The organism is Psychrobacter immobilis (assembly GCF_003148585.1).
GTDB lineage: Bacteria > Pseudomonadota > Gammaproteobacteria > Pseudomonadales > Moraxellaceae > Psychrobacter > Psychrobacter immobilis.
The window spans coordinates 25467-48083 of sequence record NZ_QGGM01000007.1; the positions used below are offsets into that span (position 1 = coordinate 25467).

At 41.5% G+C, this 22617-nt stretch carries 20 protein-coding genes; 8 read left to right on the forward strand and 12 right to left on the reverse strand.

Annotated elements, in window-relative coordinates; translation table 11 throughout:
* Positions 1-28: 28 nt before the first annotated feature.
* Positions 29-448, forward strand: a complete 420-nt coding sequence (locus tag C8D84_RS07230; RefSeq protein ID WP_109591096.1) for a DUF6691 family protein — start codon at positions 29-31, stop codon at positions 446-448.
* 127 nt (positions 449-575) lie between these two features.
* Here the strand turns inward: C8D84_RS07230 and C8D84_RS07235 are convergent, their stop codons facing one another.
* Positions 576-2240 (reverse strand): AMP-binding protein, encoded by a 1665-nt coding sequence (locus C8D84_RS07235; protein WP_109591098.1) that lies wholly within the window; start codon positions 2238-2240, stop codon positions 576-578.
* A gap of 432 nt (positions 2241-2672) precedes the next feature.
* Between C8D84_RS07235 and C8D84_RS07240 the strand changes: the two genes are divergently transcribed.
* Entirely contained in the window at positions 2673-4808 is a 2136-nt protein-coding gene (locus tag C8D84_RS07240; protein ID WP_109591099.1) for an NADPH-dependent 2,4-dienoyl-CoA reductase, read from the forward strand.
* Between the two features lie 162 nt (positions 4809-4970).
* Here C8D84_RS07240 and C8D84_RS07245 read toward each other — a convergent pair whose 3' ends face one another.
* From C8D84_RS07245 to C8D84_RS07285, 8 genes are all read right to left on the reverse strand, one after another.
* A complete protein-coding gene (locus tag C8D84_RS07245) occupies positions 4971-5870 on the reverse strand; it encodes a hypothetical protein (protein WP_109591101.1) in 900 nt (299 codons plus the stop codon).
* A gap of 79 nt (positions 5871-5949) precedes the next feature.
* The gene (locus C8D84_RS07250) at positions 5950-6138 is read right to left on the reverse strand and encodes a lipoate protein ligase C-terminal domain-containing protein (RefSeq protein ID WP_109591103.1); all 189 of its coding nucleotides are present in this window, start codon (positions 6136-6138) and stop codon (positions 5950-5952) included.
* Positions 6139-6169: 31 nt separating this feature from the next.
* Positions 6170-7075: a tetratricopeptide repeat protein gene (locus C8D84_RS07255; RefSeq protein ID WP_109591109.1), complete on the reverse strand. Its 906-nt coding sequence runs from the start codon at positions 7073-7075 to the stop codon at positions 6170-6172.
* A 30-nt stretch (positions 7076-7105) separates the two neighbouring features.
* Positions 7106-7675, reverse strand: a complete 570-nt coding sequence (locus C8D84_RS07260; protein ID WP_109591111.1) for a hypothetical protein — start codon at positions 7673-7675, stop codon at positions 7106-7108.
* 290 nt (positions 7676-7965) lie between these two features.
* Positions 7966-8982, reverse strand: a complete 1017-nt coding sequence (locus C8D84_RS07270) for a PAAR domain-containing protein (protein ID WP_201554987.1) — start codon at positions 8980-8982, stop codon at positions 7966-7968.
* A gap of 71 nt (positions 8983-9053) precedes the next feature.
* A complete protein-coding gene (locus tag C8D84_RS07275) occupies positions 9054-9746 on the reverse strand; it encodes a hypothetical protein (protein ID WP_109591117.1) in 693 nt (230 codons plus the stop codon).
* 73 nt (positions 9747-9819) lie between these two features.
* A complete protein-coding gene (locus C8D84_RS07280; protein WP_109591119.1) occupies positions 9820-10767 on the reverse strand; it encodes a PAAR domain-containing protein in 948 nt (315 codons plus the stop codon).
* Between the two features lie 220 nt (positions 10768-10987).
* On the reverse strand, positions 10988-12007 hold the full coding sequence (locus C8D84_RS07285) for a lipoate--protein ligase (RefSeq protein ID WP_109591121.1): 1020 nt from the start codon (positions 12005-12007) through the stop codon (positions 10988-10990).
* 233 nt (positions 12008-12240) lie between these two features.
* Between C8D84_RS07285 and C8D84_RS07290 the strand changes: the two genes are divergently transcribed.
* From C8D84_RS07290 to C8D84_RS07300, 3 genes are all read left to right on the forward strand, one after another.
* Positions 12241-12684, forward strand: coding sequence for a hypothetical protein (locus C8D84_RS07290; RefSeq protein WP_087814526.1), 444 nt, complete (start codon positions 12241-12243; stop codon positions 12682-12684).
* 93 nt (positions 12685-12777) lie between these two features.
* Positions 12778-13278: a hypothetical protein gene (locus C8D84_RS07295; protein WP_087814527.1), complete on the forward strand. Its 501-nt coding sequence runs from the start codon at positions 12778-12780 to the stop codon at positions 13276-13278.
* A gap of 14 nt (positions 13279-13292) precedes the next feature.
* Positions 13293-13847, forward strand: coding sequence for a YfbU family protein (locus C8D84_RS07300; protein ID WP_087814528.1), 555 nt, complete (start codon positions 13293-13295; stop codon positions 13845-13847).
* Between the two features lie 246 nt (positions 13848-14093).
* Here the strand turns inward: C8D84_RS07300 and C8D84_RS07305 are convergent, their stop codons facing one another.
* The gene (locus tag C8D84_RS07305; protein ID WP_109591123.1) at positions 14094-15692 is read right to left on the reverse strand and encodes a GMC oxidoreductase; all 1599 of its coding nucleotides are present in this window, start codon (positions 15690-15692) and stop codon (positions 14094-14096) included.
* A 413-nt stretch (positions 15693-16105) separates the two neighbouring features.
* Here C8D84_RS07305 and trpB point away from each other — a divergent pair, with 413 nt between their 5' ends.
* The 3 genes from trpB (at position 16106) to nemA (ending at position 19875) form a co-directional block, all read left to right on the forward strand.
* Positions 16106-17311 carry a tryptophan synthase subunit beta gene (trpB, locus tag C8D84_RS07310; RefSeq protein ID WP_228244514.1) on the forward strand — a complete coding sequence of 402 codons (1206 nt, stop codon included), beginning with the start codon at positions 16106-16108 and terminating at the stop codon, positions 17309-17311.
* Positions 17312-17527: 216 nt separating this feature from the next.
* Positions 17528-18430 (forward strand): DMT family transporter, encoded by a 903-nt coding sequence (locus tag C8D84_RS07315; RefSeq protein WP_109591127.1) that lies wholly within the window; start codon positions 17528-17530, stop codon positions 18428-18430.
* Between the two features lie 341 nt (positions 18431-18771).
* Positions 18772-19875, forward strand: a complete 1104-nt coding sequence (nemA, locus tag C8D84_RS07320; protein WP_109591129.1) for an alkene reductase — start codon at positions 18772-18774, stop codon at positions 19873-19875.
* Between the two features lie 138 nt (positions 19876-20013).
* On the opposite strand, the gene C8D84_RS07325 is transcribed toward nemA, so the two are convergent.
* On the reverse strand, positions 20014-20982 hold the full coding sequence (locus C8D84_RS07325) for a pirin family protein (RefSeq protein ID WP_109591131.1): 969 nt from the start codon (positions 20980-20982) through the stop codon (positions 20014-20016).
* 295 nt (positions 20983-21277) lie between these two features.
* Positions 21278-22594, reverse strand: coding sequence for a BaiN/RdsA family NAD(P)/FAD-dependent oxidoreductase (locus tag C8D84_RS07330; protein ID WP_109591133.1), 1317 nt, complete (start codon positions 22592-22594; stop codon positions 21278-21280).
* Positions 22595-22617: the final 23 nt, after the last annotated feature.

The window sequence follows — 22617 nt, forward strand, 5'->3', positions numbered from 1 at the left end:
TGAAAAAATAAAGACAGCGAGAAAAAACATGCTAAAAAATATAATTGGATTACTGGCAGGGTTATTATTTGGCTTTGGACTGCTGATATCAGGTATGACTGATCCTGTTAAAGTACAGGGCTTTTTGGACGTCTTTGGTGCATGGGATATTTCTCTGGCACTGGTGATGGGCGGCGGTCTAATGGTAGCGATAGTCGGTGTACAATTGGCTAAGCGTCAAAAGACCAGCTGGACTGGGTCATCAATTGAGATGCCAACCAAAACCACTATTAATAAAAAACTACTGATTGGCGCGATGCTATTCGGTATCGGTTGGGGTTTGGTTGGTATTTGCCCGGGCCCCGGTATTGTGCTGCTTGGTACAGGACAGTGGCAGGCTTATGTCTTTATTCCTGCGATGATAGTCGGGATGTTGGTGTATCAGTGGCTAGAACCTAAGCTTAATTAACATTGGCTTGGTTTTTTTAGCGCAATAAAAGGGTCAGTCTAATTCGATTAGGCTGACCCTTTTTTATCAATGATGCTTCATTAATATTAACGATACTTCCGTATTATTAAGGCTTAATGATAAAGTCTTACTTAGCGCTAGCCGTTACTTTTGGCGTTTCGTGTGCTAATGATTTAGCCGCTTGACGCAGCTCAAATTTCTGCACTTTACCGGTGCTGGTTTTTGGAATTTCAGCAAAGATAATATATTTGGGCACTTTAAAACCCGCCAAATGTTGCTTGCAATGTTCCATCACAGTGTCGCGCTGCAAGGTGCTGCCTTCATGAATCTCGATAAAGGCGACGGGCACTTCACCCCATTTATCATGCGGCGCTGCAACGACCGCACAGCTTTGGATTTCTGGCATTTTATATAAGATGTTTTCGACTTCGATACTAGAGATGTTTTCGCCACCTGAGATGATAATGTCTTTGAGCCTGTCCATGATTTTTATATAACCATCAGGATATTTAATGCCCAAATCACCAGTACGGAACCAACCATCAGCAAAGGCTTCTTCGGTCGCTTTACGGCTTTTTAGATAACCTTTCATCACCATGTTACCGCGTAGTGCCAGCTCACCCATCTCTTTGCCATCCGCGGCAACTGGCTCCGTGGTGCCTTGTTTAAACAGCTCAAAGCCAGTCATCAAATGTGACGTTACGCCCTGACGTGATTTCTTTTGTGCACGAGTAGCGACATCCAGTTCATCCCATTCTTGCTGCTCAGCGCAGACGGTGACTGGACCATAGACTTCGGTAAGACCGTAAACGTGAGAGATATGAAAGCCCATAGCTTCCATGGCAGCGAGCATGGTTTCAGACGGCGGCGCACCAGCGACCCAGCCTTTGACTTCATGATTGATGGCGTCTTTATATTCAGGCTTGCCGCCAGCAATCATATTATGCACCACAGGCGCTGAGCAATAATGGCTAACTTTATGCTTGGCAATCAGCTGCAAAATCAAATCAGCATCAATCTTACGCAAGCAGACATTGACGCCCGCACGTTCGGCAATCGTCCAGGGAAAGCACCAACCATTACAGTGAAATAATGGTAGCGTCCATAGATACATCGGGTGCTTGGGCACATCCCAATCTAAAATATTGGAGACGGCATTGAGCGTGGCACCGCGATGATGGTAAACCACGCCTTTGGGTTTGCCCGTGGTGCCAGAGGTATAGTTGAGGGCGATAGCATCCCACTCATCGAGCGGCTTTTCCCAATTATCCAAACTGTCTGAGCTGGCGATTAATGCTTCGTAGCTCATTTGTCCAAAACGTTCAGTATTGAGCGCCGCATCTGTCGCATGAATCACGATGAGATTAGGAAATGCTTCGTCGATAATTTCAGCATGTTCAGCAAACTCGCTGTCTAGAATCAACACTTTGGCTTCTGAGTGTTGCAGACAAAAGGTCAGGGCATTGATATCGAGGCGGGTATTAAGGGTGCAAAGTACGCCACCTGACATAGGTACACCAAAGGCGCATTCGACCATCGCTGGGGTGTTTGGCATCATGACCGCAACTGTGTCATTTTTATCAATGCCTAATTTACGTAGACCATCCGCCAATTGACGACAACGGTCATAAGTCTGTTGCCACGTTTGCGTGAGGTTATTGTGTTCTAAATCGTCATAGATGATAGCGGTTTTATCAGGATAGACCTGAGCACTACGGATAATAAAGTCGATAGGGGTAAGCGGTTGATGGTTGGCAGCGTTTTTGCCAAGACCTGTGTGGAAGTCTGTCATGGGGATAGTCCTTTATCTTGCTGTTATAATTCGGTGAATACGCTACAAACCTGCTATAAAGTTGGCTTCGCTATTTATCACAATTTGATAAGCCGTTAATATTTTGCTGACCTTCCTTGTAGCAACTCGCCGATAAATGACTCACGGTAAATATTTGTTCGTCCATTATAGACAATGCTCTGTGAAAAGCGAGTATGTTTTTAGCGCTTTCTTATATTGAATCACATGATCAATTACCCTAATTCACATAGTGTTCACTCATCAGTCGCTTGTCTGCATAGCTGATGATAATGGCGGTGTGTTACGATACCAGTGATGTTAAATCCTATCGCTTAACTATTTCTAAAAGCCTCATTTTTAAAAATCTTAACTTTTAAAAAGCCCGGCCAGCTTTAACAAGCATTTCCACAAACCATTCATAAGGAAAATGATATGTCCGCCAGCCGCACTGCCAATACGATTGAAACTGCTAGCACCAATGAACACTATCCGCATTTATTTGAGCCATTAGACTTGGGCTTTACGACGCTAAAAAACCGCATGGTGATGGGCTCAATGCACACGGGGCTTGAAGACCGTTTTTATAACTACGGTAAACTGGCGGCGTATTTCGCAGAACGTGCCAAAGGTGGCGTGGCGATGATGATTACTGGCGGTATCTCGCCCAATCGCGAAGGGTGGTTACTCCCTGCTGGTGGTACCATGAATACGCGCGCTGACGTGATTAATCATCAACGAGTGACCCGTGCGGCGCATAAATATGACAGCAAAATCATCATGCAAATCTTGCACAGTGGTCGTTACGGCTATCATCCGTTTGTCGTCTCCTCTAGTCCAATAAAATCACCAATTTCACCCTTTAAGCCGCGTAAGATGAGCATTAAAAACATCGAACAAACGGTAAAGGATTATGCCCGTTCGGCTAAACTTGCCAAGCAAGCGGGTTATGACGGTGTGGAAATCATGGGCTCAGAAGGTTATTTGCTCAATCAGTTTTTATCGCGTCATGTGAATCAACGTACCGATGAATATGGCGGTGATATTCAAGGTCGTATGAAGCTGGCGGTCGATGTCGTCAAAGCCGTACGCGAAGCTGCTGGTGAAGATTTTATTATTTTATTCCGCTTGTCAGTGATTGATCTGGTCAAAGACGGCAACGTGATGGACGAAGTCATTACCGTTGCCAAAGCGTTAGAAGAAGCGGGCGTGACCATCATGAATACGGGTATCGGCTGGCATGAAGCGCGTGTACCGACGATTGTCACCAGCGTACCGCGTGCGGCATTTGTTGATTTCACTGCTGAAATTAAAAAGCATATTAGCATTCCCATGATGGCGGCTAACCGTATCAATATGCCAGAAACGGCAGAAGAAATCGTGGCTAGTGGTCAGGCTGATATGATTCAAATGGCGCGTCCATTTTTAGCCGATGCCCATTGGGTGAATAAAGCTAAAAATGGCGAAGCCGATCGCATTAATACCTGTATTGCCTGTAACCAAGCTTGTCTCGATCATACTTTTGAAAATAAACGCTCAACTTGTCTGGTCAATCCACAAGCGTGTTATGAGACAGAATTGGTTTATAAGAAGACCAAAAAACCTAAAAAAGTCGCCGTTATCGGTGGCGGTGTTGCTGGTATGTCAGCCGCTCATGTTGCCGCCTTGCGTGGTCATGAAGTGACACTATTTGAAGCCAAAGATATTTTGGGCGGTCAGTTTAACTACGCCAAAGTCATTCCTGGTAAAGAAGAGTTCTTTGAAACCATCCGCTATTATATTAATGAGCTTGAGCATTTAGGCGTTGAGATTAAACTTAATACCAAAGTCGATAAAGCCATGCTTGAGAAAGCCAAGTTCCATCATGTCATCGTCGCAACTGGTGTTGTCCCTAGAAGCCTAGCTGGCAAACTGGAAGGCGCGGATTTGCCACAAGTAATGAGCTATGCGGAATTACTCTCTGGTGAAAAATCAGTTGGTGACACGGTTGCCGTCATCGGTGCTGGCGGTATTGGTTTTGACGTCAGTGAATATCTGACCGCCAAACATGGTCAGCCATTAGATGAACTTGGTCCTGAATTACTAAAAGATCCAAGCTATCGTCCAAAAGCGCAGTCTATTGAAGAGTGGCGTGAAGAGTGGGGCGTGACTAATGATACCAACTATCAAACTGACGGTGGACTGATTAAGCCTGAAGCCATCAAACCTATACGTCAAGTGTATCTGATGCAGCGTACCAAAGGTCGCTTGGGCAGTGGGCTGAATAAAACCTCGGGTTGGGTACATCGCGCCCATGTCAAATCACACGGCGTCATCCAAGTATCAGGTGCTCAGTACGATAAGATCACCAATGAAGGCATTTGGATCACTAATAACCAAGGTCAAAGCCAGTTGCTACGTGTTGATAGCGTCGTGGTCTGTGCTGGTCAAGAGTCCGTGGTCGAGCTGATGCCAAATGTCGGTGATGCGCCAGACGCTCAATATCACCTAATCGGCGGTGCTAAGCTCGCAGCTGAGCTAGATGCCAAACGCGCGATTCGTGATGGTGCTGAGGTTGCAGCAGGGATTTAATGGTTAAATAGAAAGTAACTATGAGGCGGCAGGAATATTATTTCCTGCCGTCTTTTTTAGGTTTGGGTGTTTACGATTTCAGGATCGGGTAGTTTCTTCACTTTTTAATTTCTATGAAATTTTAATAAGCTAGCTTATATTATGCTTATTCATAATTACTATTTATACTTTATCGGTAAGTTCCATAAAACAGTATGAACCATATTCATAGTACAGTAAATATTGTACAGTTGATGAGATGTCTTTTCCTCTATAAGATATTTTTATGACAATTGAACTTAGTAACTTATATATATATTCAAAATTTCCCACAACACTGAGTTTGTCTATATCATCCCCAAAAATACTAAAAGAGAACTGATAATTATCAATTTGACCTATAGAATTATGTTCACCATCTTTTTTTATAGGTGTCAATAATCTGTTATTACCTAATACATCATTCCTAACTATACTAATATCTGTTACGTAGCATTCCATCGCAATGTTGTTTAACTTAAATGAAATTTCGATAGATTTACTGCATTTATCTAAAATGTCATTAACATGAACGTTTTCTGAACTAAAGTCCTTTATATAATCTAGTTCATCAATCAGATAAGTTTGACCTTCTTTATCCATCGCTTTAACCGTTATCAAAGGCCTACCAAGCATGCGAAAGATAGGCACTCTAGCTCTTAATTCATCTTGATATTGATTAAACTGTTTTTCAGTTATAGCCAACTGAGCTTCCAAAGCTTTTGATTGCTCTTTAAGCGCTATTTCAGAACCTTGCTGAACTTTGATAGATTCTTTTAGCTCAAATCGCTGTAATTTAAGCTCCTTACTTTGTATAAGGTAAGCTTCTATAAACCCATAGAAAGCTAATATAGAAAATATGCCCGACAAAAATGCACCAATGTCGCCAAGTGATAGGGAGTGTATTGTATTATCAGGAGAAAAATTTAGCCAAAAAGAAAAAATGACTCCACAAGTAAAAAGCCATCCTATAGCAATAAATCTCGCTCTTTTCGGTATCTTTATTTTCAGCTCATTATCTATAGAATCTTGACTGTCCGACATGGTTAATCACCTTAATAGGCTGTTATAAGGAAAAATAAATATATAGTTTATAAGAGGTATGAACCATATATGCGAAAAGTTAACTCTCCATCTCCCCAACCAACCACTGCTCAAAATCATCAACCTGCGCCGCCAACTCCGTATGCGCTTGTTTTAGCCCATCCAGTGCCGCTTTGACAGTATTGCGATCGTATTTAATACCCGTCAGCGTATCTTTTAACAAATCAATCAATTCAACGTTTAGCGCATCTGAGAAGATAGCAATCATGTATAAATATTAAACCAAGTTGCGTATCACTCTAGTTGTTTAAACTATTCTCGATATCACCCAATGTAAGCCCCGTTTCTTGAGTGCTATAGATAGTGATGCCAGTATCATCAATTTTACCATTCATGACCAATCTACCAATGCGATTACTGGCTTCTTGATTGCCTTGATCGGCCGCTTTTTTGTACCATTCAAAAGCTTCGTCATAGTCTTGAGGGACGCCATAGCCGTTTTCGTAGAGACCACCGATATTAAGTTGTGCTAAATCCAGACCTTGAGCGGCAGCTTTGGTATACCATTCCAATGCTTCGGTATAGCTTTGTGGCACGCCGTAGCCGTTTTCATAAAGATTGCCAATATTGTTTTGAGCATCAAAAGATCCATTGTCAGCAGCTAATACATACCACTCCATTGCTTTTTGGTAATTTTGCTCAACACCACTACCTTCATAATACATGATGCCTATACGATATTGAGCATCAGAATCTCCTTGGTTAGCAGATTTTTGAAACCATTCAAATTTTTTGAAATCATCTTGCTTAACAGCAATACCTTCGTGGTACATAACACCTAAATCAAATTGAGCATCAGAATCTCCTTGGTTAGCAGCTTGCTTAACCCATTCAAATGCTTTTTGATAATGTTGATCTACGCCTAAACCTTCATAATACATAATACCTAGATAATGTTTAGCAGGGGCATAGCCTTGATTGGCAGCTTTTTCAAATAGTTCAAAAGCTTTGTTATCATCTTCAGGAACTGAGTTGCCTTCATAGTAGGCAAGGCCAAGATCATAGGTCTCAGCAGGAGTGCTTTGATTTGATAGTACTGGTGCGTTTGATGATTCAGCTGAACAAGCGGAAACGATTAATATATTTGATAATAAAGTAGCTAATAGTAAAGACTGAATGAGAGTAGTATTTTTTCTTTGATGCATTGAATATCCTTTTTTTAATTGTTATAACTATTAATTATCCAACTCTATAGCAATAGAATTATCATGTTTTTTTATATTCAAGTCATAACAAGATAAACTGTAATCATACTTAAGTTCTACCAAAGTACGAGCTTTAAATAAATCAATAAGATAATCATTTTGCATTTCGGTCATATACATAAAAATGGTAGCTTTATCCTTACATAGAATACGGACACGTTTGGCTGTTTTATCAGATCTACTTGAGGTATTAGCTATATAATCGTTTTCGTCAATTTTATCAGTCATATCTACCCAGCCTTCTTTGAGAAGAAAGCCATGTAAATGTAACAGTCTATTCTTGTCAAACTCGGGGCTTGCATATCTGGATGTGTACCACACATCCCTATTAGAATAACTATGATCGCTTACTTTGAAGTTCATAAACTTAGCAATTGTATCAAGTTCGGATATAAGCCAGCTTTCTTTCTCAACCAATTCTCGTTGGTATATTTCAAGCTCTTTATTTGGTTCTAAGTCTACAGTCCATACAAATAAAATAACAACGAATGCAATAAGTGAAATATCAGAAAACTTATATTCTCTACCTCTTATTTTCACTGATTATTTTCCTACATACTCAATAATATTTTTCAAAACTAGGTTATTTAATGCGCTTTAAATATTCTAAGTAGTTAACTAATTGTTCTCTATATTTCTCATCCGATTTAAATTTTGGAGATTCAATCCACTTATTACGATTATGAATAATTGATTCTAAGGTAAAGTCCTCATAACCAGACTCCGCTTCACAACAAGGACATATTTCATATAATGGGAATTCACCGTCAAGACCCCATGGCAAGAAATCCTCATCATAGTAACCGCATATTTTACAACTGTGTAACTCTCTATTGAGCATGAAAATATTCCAAATTAGTTGAGTAGGGATGTGTGGAAGCATCAGGCTTAAAAATTGTTCGAGGTGCACCATCTTTCGTTTTGACGGCAAATGTGTTTGTTTTCGGATTATATAAAACCGTATCACCATTCTTTCTTGTTTTATTTAAAGTTCCACGCGGAGGGTCACTGACAAACTCTTGAGCATGACGATAGTAGTCATTTTGAGATTTTAGCTCAGGAAATTCTTTGCTATGTTTACTCCAATGCTCTGCTAGGTTTGTATTAGGATATCTTTTCTTAGTAGAAGTCCAGTCGAAACCTTTTTCAGAGTCTCTGTAGATATTGTTATTACTTACCGCTCGTTTTCGAATCACGTACTGTCCAGCTTTAACACTAGTTTTAGCAGATAAAGCACCCAAACCTAGCGGAAATGACATAATGTCAAAAACTAATCCCGCCTCATCACCAATTTTTTGCACACCTTCATAATATTTAGCACGATCACCATTGACATCTATCCAGAGAGAATTAAGACGTTCTTGATAAATTAGCTCTTCGGGAGTACCTGCTCCTGCCCAAAGCCCACCGTCTTTCAATGCTTGTTCAGTAGATACGTCAACCCACATCCCTAACTCATCATCAGACATTTCATCTACAGAATCTTTGTTGTCAGAAGCTGCAAAGTTAGAAAGTACAGTTTCTGGATCAGTTTTAGGAAACACCAAAGGCGCTGCCTGCGCAATACTGCCTACATCAAAACCTGACTCCGCAAATGACTGCTGACTGGCAATTAGTTTAGCGCCGCAGCTGGTGACATCACCGCCACGTGCAGTGGGTGCGCCATCGACAATAAAGGAGTCATCACCACTAAGAATGGTGGTCACCTTTTTGCATTTTTTACAGATGACTTTATCGCCTTTACGCGCGACTGGGATACCGTTATGAGTGGTGTGGTGTGTGTGTGATGAGCCGGAGCTTACTACCTCCGATAAAAGCTTTATATTTAAAGCCAGACTTGGGTAGATGTGTCCCTGATATTTAAGCTATTCTGGGCGCTATGTATCATCGAGTATAAAACCACAGAACTATCTATCGTTTATTTTCTAATGTAGCGACCATAACGTTTTGGTTTTATCGAATCAAATGTATTAAATGTTAAGTTAGTAATACATCGACTATTATTTTCTTTCTCTAAATCACTGATTATTTTTAAAGGTTTTGAGTTGTTGCTTTGATCTGAGGAGGAGCTGTAGCCTCTTATGTGATCTTTTATGCCAACAATAACTAACCTATTGGTCAGAAAGACTTTTCCTATATCGTTCTTTTTATCTAAAACGCGGTAGTATGATTGAAAGTGACTGTTATAAGATTTTTTGTAATCAGATATTAATTTATTATATTCTGAACTATTGAAGCAGATAGGATTTTTGAAATCAATAATAAGCAACTTGCTATTTATATCACTTACCCTTAAGTCTATGTCCTGAATAAAAGGATGCTCGTTTGTGTCCTGAGAAATTTCAAAAAAATTATTAAGACCATGCGCTACTTCAATTAATTGAAATTGATGGTTATAAAAATTTTCAACTTGATGAATTGAATACGGGTAGTTATTTGAAAAATAGTCAATTGTGTTAAAAATCATTCGTTTTTCTTCATTTAAGCTATCAATATCTATATGGGATGCATTGTTCATAGTAATAGATGAGTGGGCAGTTGTGCAATAAAACATTATTGTACTTAATAGTAAAATATTTCTAATGATTTTTTTTGTTTTATCGTTATTCACAAGTATCAACCTATATTTTTTAATAAACTACTATTATTAGTAAAAATTTATTTTACTGTAGTAAATACTATTTTTAAAAATTCAATAGCAGCTCATTTAAATTGCCTTCGTTCTCATATTCATCATAACGGTTACCGTAAAAGTCGTTATATTTTTCACCTGTAGTAGATGTCTTACGATTTCCATATACTTTTCCCGCTTCACTCCAAGCGCTATGATCATCACCATATTTCTCATATGCTGATACAAGAGTTTTAAGCTCATTTGGATCACTATGCGGTTTCATAATATCTATGGCACCATTATCTAGTAACTCTTCTCTGATCATGACACTGTAAATCGCAGCGCCTCCTTCTCCTTTTAGCTTACTATCAATATAAGCATCTCTACTTGATATGTCGATCTCTCCTTGATAGGTAGCATGACCTACCTCATGAGTGAGCGCATGCATAGCCATAGCTGGCTTATCTCTATAATATTCAGAAACTACTATTTCTCTATCTTCATAATTAGTATATGTTCCTCCAGAATCAGGACCATACATTATGTTCCAATCTGCTTCTTGCAAATCTTTGATATTTTCCTGCAAAGTAGGTGAGTCAGCTGCAATTTTATCAACGTCATCACCTAAATTAGTAATGACATAGTCATCTTCAATAGGCTCCTCATCATCCTCTACAAAGCTATTCCCAAATAAAGCATCAGGCTCCGACTTCGCAAACACCAAAGGCGCTGCCTGTGCAATACTGCCAACATCAAAGTCAGACTCTGCAAACGCTTGCTGAATCGCAATCAGCTTAGCGTCGCAGCTAGTGACATCGCCGTCGCGAGCAATAGGTGCGCCATCGACAATAAAGGATGCATCACCACTAAGAATAGTGGTCACCTTTTTGCATTTTTTACAGATGACTTTATCGCCTTTACGCGCGACTGGGATACCGTTATGAGTGGTGTGCGGTGAGCCGGAGATGACCGTCCCACCGTGAGAGGTCTTTGCGCCGACGGTGATATAGGCTGCCATAGTGCTACCTTGCTTAAACGTTTAAAGTTTGGATTGTTATAGCGATTCTATTATTTGCATCACATTATAGATGGCTACAGCGTAAAATATCAAACTTAAGTTTATTTAAAGGTATAAATTATATGGCAAGCTCAGTCGGCGTAAACTATGAAAGATTTTGAAAAATTGAACACAAAAGGAAATTGAGTCCTTTTATTCATTATTAATAACAAGCAAAAATCTAACCTTCCATCTCTCCAATTAGCCACACAGACACGTCATCAATCTGCGCTGCCAATTCAGGATGCCCTATACCTAATTCGTCCAGCTTTGCTTTAATAGTTTCTTTATTATATTTAACGTCAGTCAGTGACTCTTTTAATAGGTCAATCAGCTCGACATTTAACGCATCAGAAAAGATAACCACCTCCGTAATCACTGCTTGCTTTACATCAAGGTGCAAATCAATAATGCCCCAATCAAAGCGCGTCTCAATATGATGGGTAAATTCAGGGGTCTTACCAAAACGCCAATCCCAATCTGCCATTTGTTGATAGTATTTTTTTAATGACGGCTCTTTTGCAAGTGTGGCTTCATCCAATTCTTCGACTGGCGTAGTGTCTCCATAATCAGTGTCACGATAATATTCACAAAAGGCCTCGATAATCGCATCGGATAAGATCTCGTGATTGATGTCTGCATTAAACTCAACCAAATTGGCGACACGAGAACGTACGGACTTGATGCCTTTGGCTTTCAGTTTCAGCGGATGCGGATTGAGATAATCGCCCAGCTTTTGCATGTTGGCATTTACGAGTAACGTACCATGATGAAAGCTACGATCAGCCGCATGTTTAAAGGCGCTGCCTGATATTTTCTTATCACCGACTTGCATGTCGTTACGACCAGATAACTCAGCGTCTATGCCCAGTTTCTTTAACGCATTAATAATAATGGTAAAGTTCGCTGCTTGGTCATAGTCGTCTTTGGGCGATAAAAAGGTAAAGTTGGTATTGCCCAAATCATGAAACACCGCGCCACCGCCACTCTGACGCCTCGCCAAAAATACATTGTCGGCTTCCATCTTATCAATTTTGCATTCTACCCATGGGTTTTGCGAGCGCCCGATGACCACAGTCTCGCTATTGCGCCATAAGAACAGTGTGTGCGAGTCGGGATTGAGCGTATTAAATATCCAATCCTCGGTCGCGAGGTTAAACCAAGGGTTGGTCACGGCAGATTTTAAGATGCGCAGTTTCATTATTTATCCTTTTTTTCGAATAGTTTTTATAGATTGAGTGTCATAAATAGATACTGTCATTGTTGCCGATGCGTGGTTGGAATTCAATGGGTGTGTGGTATGGGAGCGGTTTAAGTCTGAGGTTTTAAGAAGTTAACTTATTTTTAGTCTTTCTGTTATGATTACGACTGATATTAAGTAACAAATAGCATTGGTTCAAACCAGCTAACTGATGCATAAGAAGAGGTTTGGTTATGAATGAAAGGATAAAAAACTTAGACACTCCTAAGAAATGTGAGATTTTTGCTAAAAATGCTTTGAATGCAGGCAGAGAAGATTTGGTAAAACAAGCAAAAGAACGAGCTATTCACTTAAAAGCTGAAAATCATGGTGCTGAAACGTCGGCAGAGAAAGAAGCTATAAAAGCAGTCTATGCTTATGAAGAGGTGCTAAGTGCCAAAAATGGTAAGAAAACACGCGCATCTAGAACTTGGCCAATGATTCAAAAATACGGAATAATTAATGCTGTCGAGCGCGCTGTTGATCGTAAATCTGAGACAAAAGGTTATACCGCATTATTAGAGATGGGCTTGGAAGCCTATGCTTTCGAAGCAGTAATACTTCGCTATCCTGAACTATTCTCTGAGAGTGCAGTAGAAATATCTCGACAAAGAATGAATGAGTGGAAAAGTATATAACGATCTCTTGCAACATAAAAAACCATATATTCTCGCTAGTATTATTCTGTTAGATATTGCGTTAGTGAAGTGTAAAGGAAATTCGAGGTATAGATGGAAAGCTTATTATCGATATTTGGTTCGGTTGCATCTATAGGAGCTGCTGTATGGGCATTCTTGGAAGCGAAGAAAGCCGCTGCATCAGCCTCTAAAGCAGAGGAAGCTAGAAACGAAATGATTGATCGAAGACGATTAGGTGAAGTGTCAAAGGTTCATGCACAAACAGATAGAATATTATCTGTCGTTTCAAGAATAGGACCTTCATGCAATACGAAAAATCTTAAAGGTATTGATTTTCATAGTATTGCAAAGGATGTTGAAGAGTATGCAAGGTTTATTAATGAGCAAAGCTCAAACTTTTCTAATGATTTCGTGAACAAGGCTAGTTTACTATGCGATGAGTTGAAAAAAGATATTGAGGATCTATCAGAAGCATCCAGTCCTGAAGTCATAAAAAATGTAGGAAAGCGCATATATTATAAGATAAATAGCTTTATGCCTTTTGTTAAAGATCTCGCTGATGAGCAGCGAGAGTATCCTGTTTCAGCTAAATAAATTTGGTAAATATCATGAAAATTTCAGATGGTGAAAAGCTTATACTTTTAATGCTTAGTGAGCTATATGATCGATTAGAAATTAATGGAGAAATTGAGTCAGAATTTATTCGCTCTGCAATCTTTAGTAACAATATCTGGGCGATACCTTGGAAGTATTCTGGAATACCTTTTGAAGATCAAGACGATCCAGAGATTGTTAAAGAAGTTCTTGATATTTTAGGTATGTGGAGCTCTATAGAATATAGCTATGAACAACTTTCAGAAAAAGAAAAAGAATACTTACAGGAAACTGTTGCTAAGCCATTTGGTGAGAATCCTAAGTTCCCTGGCTTCGATGGTAATAATGAATCATCTTATATGGGGATAGCATCATTCATTGTAAATGAATTGGATCGATTTGAAGAGTTTAAAGGTCGAAACTTCAACTCACATTTTCCTTCTTTAGATGGTCATGAAAGAATGCTTAATATGTTTAAAGAAATACAAGAAACTATGAATTTTGGTCCATTATCTGTTGAAGATTTAGCTAAGATTCTAAAAGAACGTATTCATCCTAGTAGAAGATAAAGTACTATAACAAACAAAAAATACAGGACGATGCTAGAAGGTAACGTGCTTGCTTTTAATGGTATACGTAAACTGGTCATTAATAAAAGTGTGTTGGATAATTTGCTGATAGCATAAAGCATCATATAATATCGATCATTTACTTCAATAAACAATCTCTCACATGAGCAGATAGAAGTGGGTAGCAAGGTCAAATTCATCAAACCCAAAAAACGCTCCTAAAAAGCGTTTTAATCCTACTAAACCCTACCCAAAATCTTCCTTCAAAATAGCCGCCATATTACGCTCAGCAAGTCCTGTGATAAATACATATGGATTGACGCCAGCGCTACCGGGGATTAACGCGCCATCTTGCACGTAGATATTTTTATGCCCTTTGACGCGACCGAACTCATCAGTCGCTTTGCCTAATACGCAGCCGCCGAGTGGGTGATAGCAGAAGTTATCGCCGAAGCCTTTGGTAAATAAAAGGCTTGAAGTAGAGCCGCCATTTACTTTGGCTAGCTTATCTAACAGCTCTTTGGCAGCATTTACTGAATACTTATTTTGCTCGCGTTTCCAATTTAGTTTGACGGTTTTGCTGGCTTTATCATAGTAATAGTTGCCACGTTCTGGATTGTCAGTGATGGCGAGATAGAGCGTCGTCCACGTCTCAAGTCCTAGTGGTAAGGGCGCGAGTTCGGCAAAGATTTTGTACTTCGAGCCGTCTCTATCACCGTCCCACATATTGATGCCCTTGACTGGAATAGTAGATTGGGTCGTGCCAGCCGCGTGGACGAAATTGCGTCCCGTCATGATGTTACCGTTTGGCCCCCAATGTTGACCAATATGCTCGTTTAAGTTATTAAGCTTGCCTTCCGCTTGGCTTTTAAGCAGTAACTCTGAAGTGCCCGTACTGCCAGCATTAAGGAAGAGCTTATCGCAAGTGTAATGCTCCACTTTATCAATGCCGCCAGTTTTATTGATGACATGGACTTCTAAACGCAGTTGGTCGTTATCGAGCGCTTGAATGCTATTAACTTTGCGCAAGGTTTTGACCGTGACATTGCCCGTGGCTTCAGCGTCTTTTAAGTAGGTTAAATCCAGTGAAAACTTACCCGCGTTATTGCCATAGATAACTTCACCTCCAAGGCCAGATTTATAGACTTCGCCGCGCGCTTCCTTTTGCATATAGTCAAAATCGTAGCTATTACCAAAGAACTCGGTTTTTAGTCCGGCTTTTGCTGCTTGGCGTTCAGCAGCGCGAGTGTATTCGTAATGCTCGGACTCATTAAAAAATGACTCAGGGATTTGGCTAACTTTCAGATTTTTCATGGCACGGGGAAAATAAGTATCGTACATCTCATCAGAATCAACCCAAGGAAACACTTCTTCAAAATGCGAGCGTCTTGGCTGAATGGCAATCGCGCCATTGACGATAGAGCCGCCGCCATAAGCACGCCCTGCGAATACTTTCATCTCGTCGTATTCGATTAAATCCAAAACTCCCGGGTATTTTCTGATAGGAATTGGAATCGGGATAGGGGCGTTTGGCATATTGCTAAACCAACTTGAGCGTTTATCGGCGCTAATCATTTTGCAAAAGGTATTATGTTCGGGCGTTCTATCCCAGCGCATACCCATCTCAAGTATCAATACTTTATGAACTTTTTCGCTTAATCGTAGCGCAGATACCGCGCCGCCATAGCCACTACCGACGATGATATTGGGGAAGTGTCCAGCTTGAGTAATTTTGCTTGGTAGTTTTGGCTGCTTGGCAAGCGTTTGGCAGCCACTCACCGCAGCGGAGGTGCTGATAGCGCCTAAGCTTAAACCCATGGCTTTAATCAGTTGGCGACGTTGCATGGTGTATCCTAATTTGATATTTAAGCTAAAAAAGCCCGATTTGAATAATATTAGCTTTCGACCGCAAAGGTGCGCTAAGCCAAGCGAGCATCATATTAGAAAACATAGGTTGCGTTATTACTTCAGTCACACGATTGCTATAATACTTATAGATAAATCGGGCTTTCGTTCATCGATTATTCTTGCCAGTTTTTAGTCAATGGCTTAGCCAGTTACTTAGCAAATTGTTTTTAGAGTAAGGCGTAAACTTGACCGAATAGATAATTTCGCTTATCATCTTGTTTCAATGTACTAGAACACAAATACATTTGATTGTTCTTATCCTTAAAAAGCTAAATAATTCGGCAAAAATGCCAATATTCATACGCCATTTAAAACAATAAGGCTTATCTATGACAACGAAAAATACCGCCATGAGCTACGGATTACATCAATCTATCTTGCCAAATAACGAGGGTTTATATGGTGAATTCGGTGGCAAAATTGCTCACCCAGAGCTTGCTAAAGCCATGAGTGAGATTGAGGCAGGCTTTCGTGACATTATCAAAAACGACGACTTTATCAAAGAGATGAAGCGCTTACGTGAGACTTATGTTGGTCGTCCAAGCCCCATTTATCATGCGCAGCGTTTGACGGAGCATTGCGGCGGCGCACAGATTTATTTTAAGCGTGAAGATTTAAATCATACGGGCGCGCATAAGATTAATCACTGCTTAGGTGAAGTATTATTAGCCAAAAAATTAGGCAAAAGAAAGGTCATTGCGGAAACGGGCGCGGGGCAACATGGCGTCGCATTGGCAACGGCAGCGGCCTTGATGGGGCTAGAGTGTGAGATACACATGGGCGTAGTCGATATTAAAAAAGAGCATCCAAACGTCAGCCGGATGAAGATTTTGGGTGCCAATATCGTGCCAGTCTCACGCGGCGCAGGGACGCTAAAAGAAGCAGTCGATAGCGCTTTTGAGACTTATTTGAATGAGCTTGATACTAGCATGTTTGCGATTGGCTCGGCATTGGGGCCTGCGCCCTATCCTGAAATGGTCAGCTACTTTCAGTCAGTGGTCGGACATGAAGCACGGGCGCAGTTCTTAGCGACGACGGGTAAGCTGCCTAATAAAGTGGTCGCTTGTGTCGGCGGTGGCTCGAATGCGATTGGTATGTTTAGCGGCTTTTTCGATGATGCCGAGGTAGAAAAAATTGGCGTCGAACCAGCGGGTGAGGGCTTAAATACGCCTAACCATGCGGCGACGATGTCACTGGGCGTCAAAGGCGAGATTCACGGCTTTAAATGCTACGTGCTGCTTGATGAAAAAGGCGACCCCGCACCGGTACATTCGATTGCCTCAGGGCTTGATTATCCGGGGGTTGGGCCACAGCATTCACACCTGCGAGATTTAGAGCTTGCTACCTATGAGTCAGCGACTGATGCAGAATGTTTACAAGCCTTTATGGCGCTATCACGTCTTGAGGGTATTATCCCAGCGTTAGAATCGGCACACGCCATTGCTTATGCGATGAAAATCGCCAAAGATATGTCAGCGGATGAGACGATTTTGGTCAATTTGTCAGGTCGCGGCGATAAAGATATTGACTTTATTTTGGATAAAGTGAATTTGTAGAAGAAATCAGCGATAAATACAGAAAATACAACATCAATCGAGCAATTAAAAAGTTATCATCGAGGTTTTTTATCACACGATACTTTTTACGACTGAGCCTTTTATAACTGCGCTTTTATGATGAATGTCTGCTAATAATCATTTCATAACGAGAAGTTCATAAATAGCCATTTTATAAGTAAGGAGCAATCGTCTAACGCTTGATAGGATCACCCCATGTCTAACCGCGACCTCATTATTTTTATCACCTTATCCTTTATGTGGTCGCTGTCTTTTATTTTTTATCGTATCGGCGTGCCTGAATTTGGCTCGTTAGCTTTTGCGAGCCTTCGTGTGGTCTTGGCTGGGCTGACCATGCTGGTTTTTGTTTTAATCAGCCCAAAAAATAGAGAGGGTATACGGGATAATTGGAAAGTGTTGATGCTGGTTGGATTATTTTCTGCGGCTATTCCCTTTATCCTGTTTGCCTTTTCAGCGCGCTCGGTAAACGCAGGGGTGTTGGCGGTGCTCAATGCGTCTGTGCCAATGATGAGCGGTTTCATCGCCAGTACCTTTTTTAAAGACAGACTGTCAAGAACACAACTTCTCGGTTTAGTCATCGGTGTTATCGGTGTGATTATTTTGATGAGTGAAAACTTATTTGGCGGTAGCGGGCAGGGCGCTGAGTCAAGTTCAGGGTTGCTACCAATGGGCTATGCGTTATTGGCCTGTGTCGGTTATGCCGTCGGTGCCAATATCACTAGAAACTACTTATACAATGTCTCACCAGTCGCTATTACCGCAGGTTCGCTCATCATTGCCAGTATTATCATGTTGCCGATAGCAGTCTACGAATTCCCATATGGTAAAAGCATTAGCCTTACTGCTTGGGTTTCTGTCATTTGTATTGGCGTATTTTCAACCGCCATTGCCTTGATTTTTATGAATCAATTGATAAAAAGTATTGGTCCTATGCGTGCAACCAGTATTACCTTGGTGATTCCGATTTTTGCGATTATATTGGGTTACTTATTGCTTGGTGAAGCATTGGACACACCTGCGATCATCGGCTCGATGGTGATATTGTTTGGCACTTACTTGTCTTTAGAGTTGTCCATTAAAAAGATGCTCAAGTTGTAAAAATCTTGATTGGGTCATTGTTCAACATGCCCCAAGTAGACTTTTGACTGAGAGGTTATGAGTACATGCTATTGATAAATAATATTGTTTTGCCATTTATGTTTTTAAATGATTAAAGCCATTCGCTTAATAGGCTGATAAGAGGCGTTGAATAATGAGTATTATCAATACCGATATAATGCCATATTGATATTTTTATTGGTCATTTTTCCTTGGAATTATCACGTTTGCCCCCTATAAAGACTACGGATTATAAATAGCGTATTGAAAAATGAGCGCGCTATTTATTCATTAATAACAAACCAATCATTATGGTTTTATAACAACAAATAAGGCTTTTTATGGCACACGATAATTTATTTGAACCCGTAAAAATGGGTACGCAAACCCTAAAAAACCGCATCATCATGGCACCGTTGACACGTCTGCGTTCGATCGAACCTGGTGATGTACCGACGGCACTTGCTGGAGAGTATTATTCACAGCGTGCGAGTGCTGGGCTTGTTATTACTGAAGCGACGCAGGTATCTTTTCAGGCAAAAGGCTACGCTGGCGCGCCCGGTATCCATACTCAAGATCAAATCACTGCGTGGAAAACCATCGTTGATAATGTCCATGCCAAAGGTGGTAAAATTGTCGTACAGCTATGGCACACAGGATTGGTCGCGCATGAAAGCGTGCAGCCTGATGGCAAAGCGCCGATTTCAGCGTCTGATGTGCATGTCGGTGTGCGTACGTCATTGCGTGATAGCAATAATCACGCCATCCGTGTTGAAGCGACCACGCCACGTCCAGCGACACTTGATGAGATTAAGCAAGTCATCGCTGATTTTGCCCAAGCGACCAAAAATGCTAAAGAAGCAGGCTTTGATGGGGTAGAGATTCATGGTGCACACGGTTATCTATTGCATCAGTTTTGGGTTGAGCAAACCAACCAGCGTGATGATGAGTATGGCGGTAGCCGTGAGAATCGTGCGCGTCTGACTCTTGATGTCATCGATGCTTGTATTGATGCGTGGGATGCTGATCATGTGGGTATTCGTATCTCGCCACTTGGCACGTTTAACAATGTAGAAGCAGGCTACAACGAAGACGAAAACATCTGGCTAGTTGAACAGATCAACAAGCGTGGTCTGATGTATTTGCATATCTCTGAGCCTGATTGGGCAGGTGGTACGCCTTATAGTGATGCATTCCGTCAGCGTGTCCGTGATGCTTTTGATAATATGATTATCGCTGCTGGTGGCTATACTGCTGAAAAAGCGGAGAAAAATATCAAGGAAGGCTATATCGATGCGGTTGCTTTTGGCCGTGATTATATCGCCAATCCTGATTTGGTTGAGCGTATCCGAGAAGGGGCGGCGCTCAATGAGCAGCATCCAGAGAGTTTTTATGGTGGTGGCAATGAAGGCTATACCGATTATCCATTCCTTAACCAAGCATAATGGATAATCAGCTGCCCTTATGATTAGCTAACCTTAGGGTGTGTTAAAAACACCCTCACCGTTAGCCGATACATAAGCACATAATAAAAAGCCACCTGACGCAGACCGTCAGGTGGCTTTTTGATGCCTGTATTTTAACTATTTAACAAAGTTACCCGTTTGGTAATCCCGAAATGTTTGGCGGAGCTCTTCTTGGGTGTTCATTACAAAGGGTCCATAACCTGCGACTGGTTCGCCGATAGGTTCGCCGCTCAATAGTAAAAGCTTGACTGGTGCTTGCTCGCTATTTTCGGTAGCAGGATAATGCAGCTCAATGTTATCAGTAGCCAGTGTTTGCTGAGCTTGCCCATCAGTGCGGTGCTGAGTTGGCGCATCAAATTGAATCAAATTACCGGCACTGACTGACGTACCATTGACCAGTAGTTCACCTTCTTGTACCAGCAGTAGCGTATTGTGGGTGTTGGGCACTTTTAACGTCGTCGCACCCGCAGTATGCAGTTCAATATCCCATAAGTTAATCGGAGTAAAGGTATTTGCCGCGCCTGTGATTTCTTGCCATGCACCAGCAATGATAGCCGCCTTACCAATCGTCGTTTGGTGGTTAGGAGTGCTGCTGTCGATCAGCTCAACGATAGGCAGATCTGCCCGTTTGATGCTTTGATAGTTTGGGTCGGTCAGTTTGTGCGCACTTGGTAAGTTAACCCACAGTTGCACCATACTAAAGACGCCACCGCGTTGACCGAAAGCCTCGGAATGAAACTCTTCGTGCATGATGCCACGACCTGCGGTCATCCATTGCACATCGCCTTTTTGAATAATCCCTTGCCCGCCTACTGAATCGGCATGACTGATTTCACCTTCGTAGGCGATAGTGACGGTTTCAAAGCCTTTGTGTGGATGCTGTCCGACTCCATGCGGCTGTGTTTTATAATTGGGGTTCGGATCAAAGGTTGTTGGTTTGCCATAATCGAATAATAAAAAAGGGTCGGTATGGCTATAATTAAAATGAGGGTTATCGTCAAGATGGTTGATTAAGGTCTTTACATAAAAGCCGTCACCTACCCAGTGCGGCGCTTTATCACCATGAATATTTTTAATAGGACGCATTTATTACCTCGTCAGACGAAACATGTTTTTCAATAAAGAAGTTCTGTTAAGTTACGCTACATTTATAGCTACCTATATTGTGTTTATTTTAATAATTTATCAAGGACTAATGTCGATAAAAGGCAACTTAAGTAGAATAAAAATAGGGATATCTCATTAGAGCGTGGTGGGCATTTAGCCATGGCGCTGTTTATAAGTGCTGTTTATAAATGCTGTTTATAAGTGCTGTCTGTAAACACTGCTGATAAGCACTGTTTATGATTAAGCAATGCCAAATCGTTATGATTAAATGAGGCTAAACCACTTCACCGCAGACAAAGCCACTGGCCCATGCCCATTGGAAGTTATAACCGCCGAGCCAACCAGTAACATCCAGCACTTCACCGATAAAGTATAAGCCCTCCTGCATGTTACTTTGCATGGTCTTTGAGGAAACTTCATCAGTTTTTACGCCACCGCGAGTCACCTCAGCGGTACGATAGCCTTCTGTACCAGAGGGTTTGAGCTGCCAACCATTCAAAGTCGCGCCAAGCTCCGTCAGCCGCTCATCTTTAATATTGGCAAGTTCGGTGTCTTTGATATCGTCCCAAAGGTGCGTTTGTAGCGCGGCAAGCAGCTTTTTTGGTAGCTTATTACTGTCATCGCCACTATCGGTATAATCCGCGACGACCGTCCGAATCAGTTGCTTTGGGTGCGATTTTTTGTGCGCAAGGAGCAGCGCTGTCATGTCGATATTTGGCAGCAGGTTGATACTAATGGTCTCGCCAGTATGCCAATAGTTTGATAGTTGTAGCATAGCAGGGCCTGACAGTCCGCGATGGGTAAACAACATAGACAATTTAAAAGAGATGCGCTCATTACTAGCGATGACTGGCAAACTAATACCAGCCAAAGATCGAATAAGCTCACCCGTTTTATCCGTAAAGGTAAAAGGCACTAAGCTGGCATCGGTTGCAATCAGCGTGTGCCCAAATTGCTGCGCCAATTCATATCCCAAACCACTGGCTCCCATCGTTGGAATAGACAGTCCGCCAGTAGCGACCACGAGTGACTCACAGCGGTAGCCTATTTGCGGCAGTTTGGTTTGATTGGCGGATTCTTTTCTTTCTTGCTTTTCTTTTTTACTAAGCTGCTTGCTGGTCAGTAATTCAAATTTGGCGTTCTTGCCGTTTTCGATAGCTTGCACACTGTCAATCTGCGCATTTAGCTTTACTTGTACACCAGCTGCCGTACATTCCGCGAGGAGCATGGTCAAAATATCTTGCGCTGAATCATCACAAAATAGCTGACCATGTTCGCGCTCATGGTAAGGGATCTTATGTGCTGCCACCATACCAATAAATTCCCAGCTGGGATAACGACTGAGCGCGGATTTACAGAAATGTTGATTGGCACCGATAAAGTGCTCAGGCTCCACATAATAATTGGTAAAGTTGCAGCGTCCACCACCTGACATGAGGATTTTTTTGCCCGCTTTATTGGCATGGTCTAATACCAGTACGCGGCGACCACGGCGACCCGCTGTGAGCGCACAGTATAGCCCTGACGCGCCAGCGCCGATGATGATGACATCATAGTGGGTGTATTGTGATGCATTGCGGTGATTGCTCATGGTAGTCTCATAAAATAATAGGT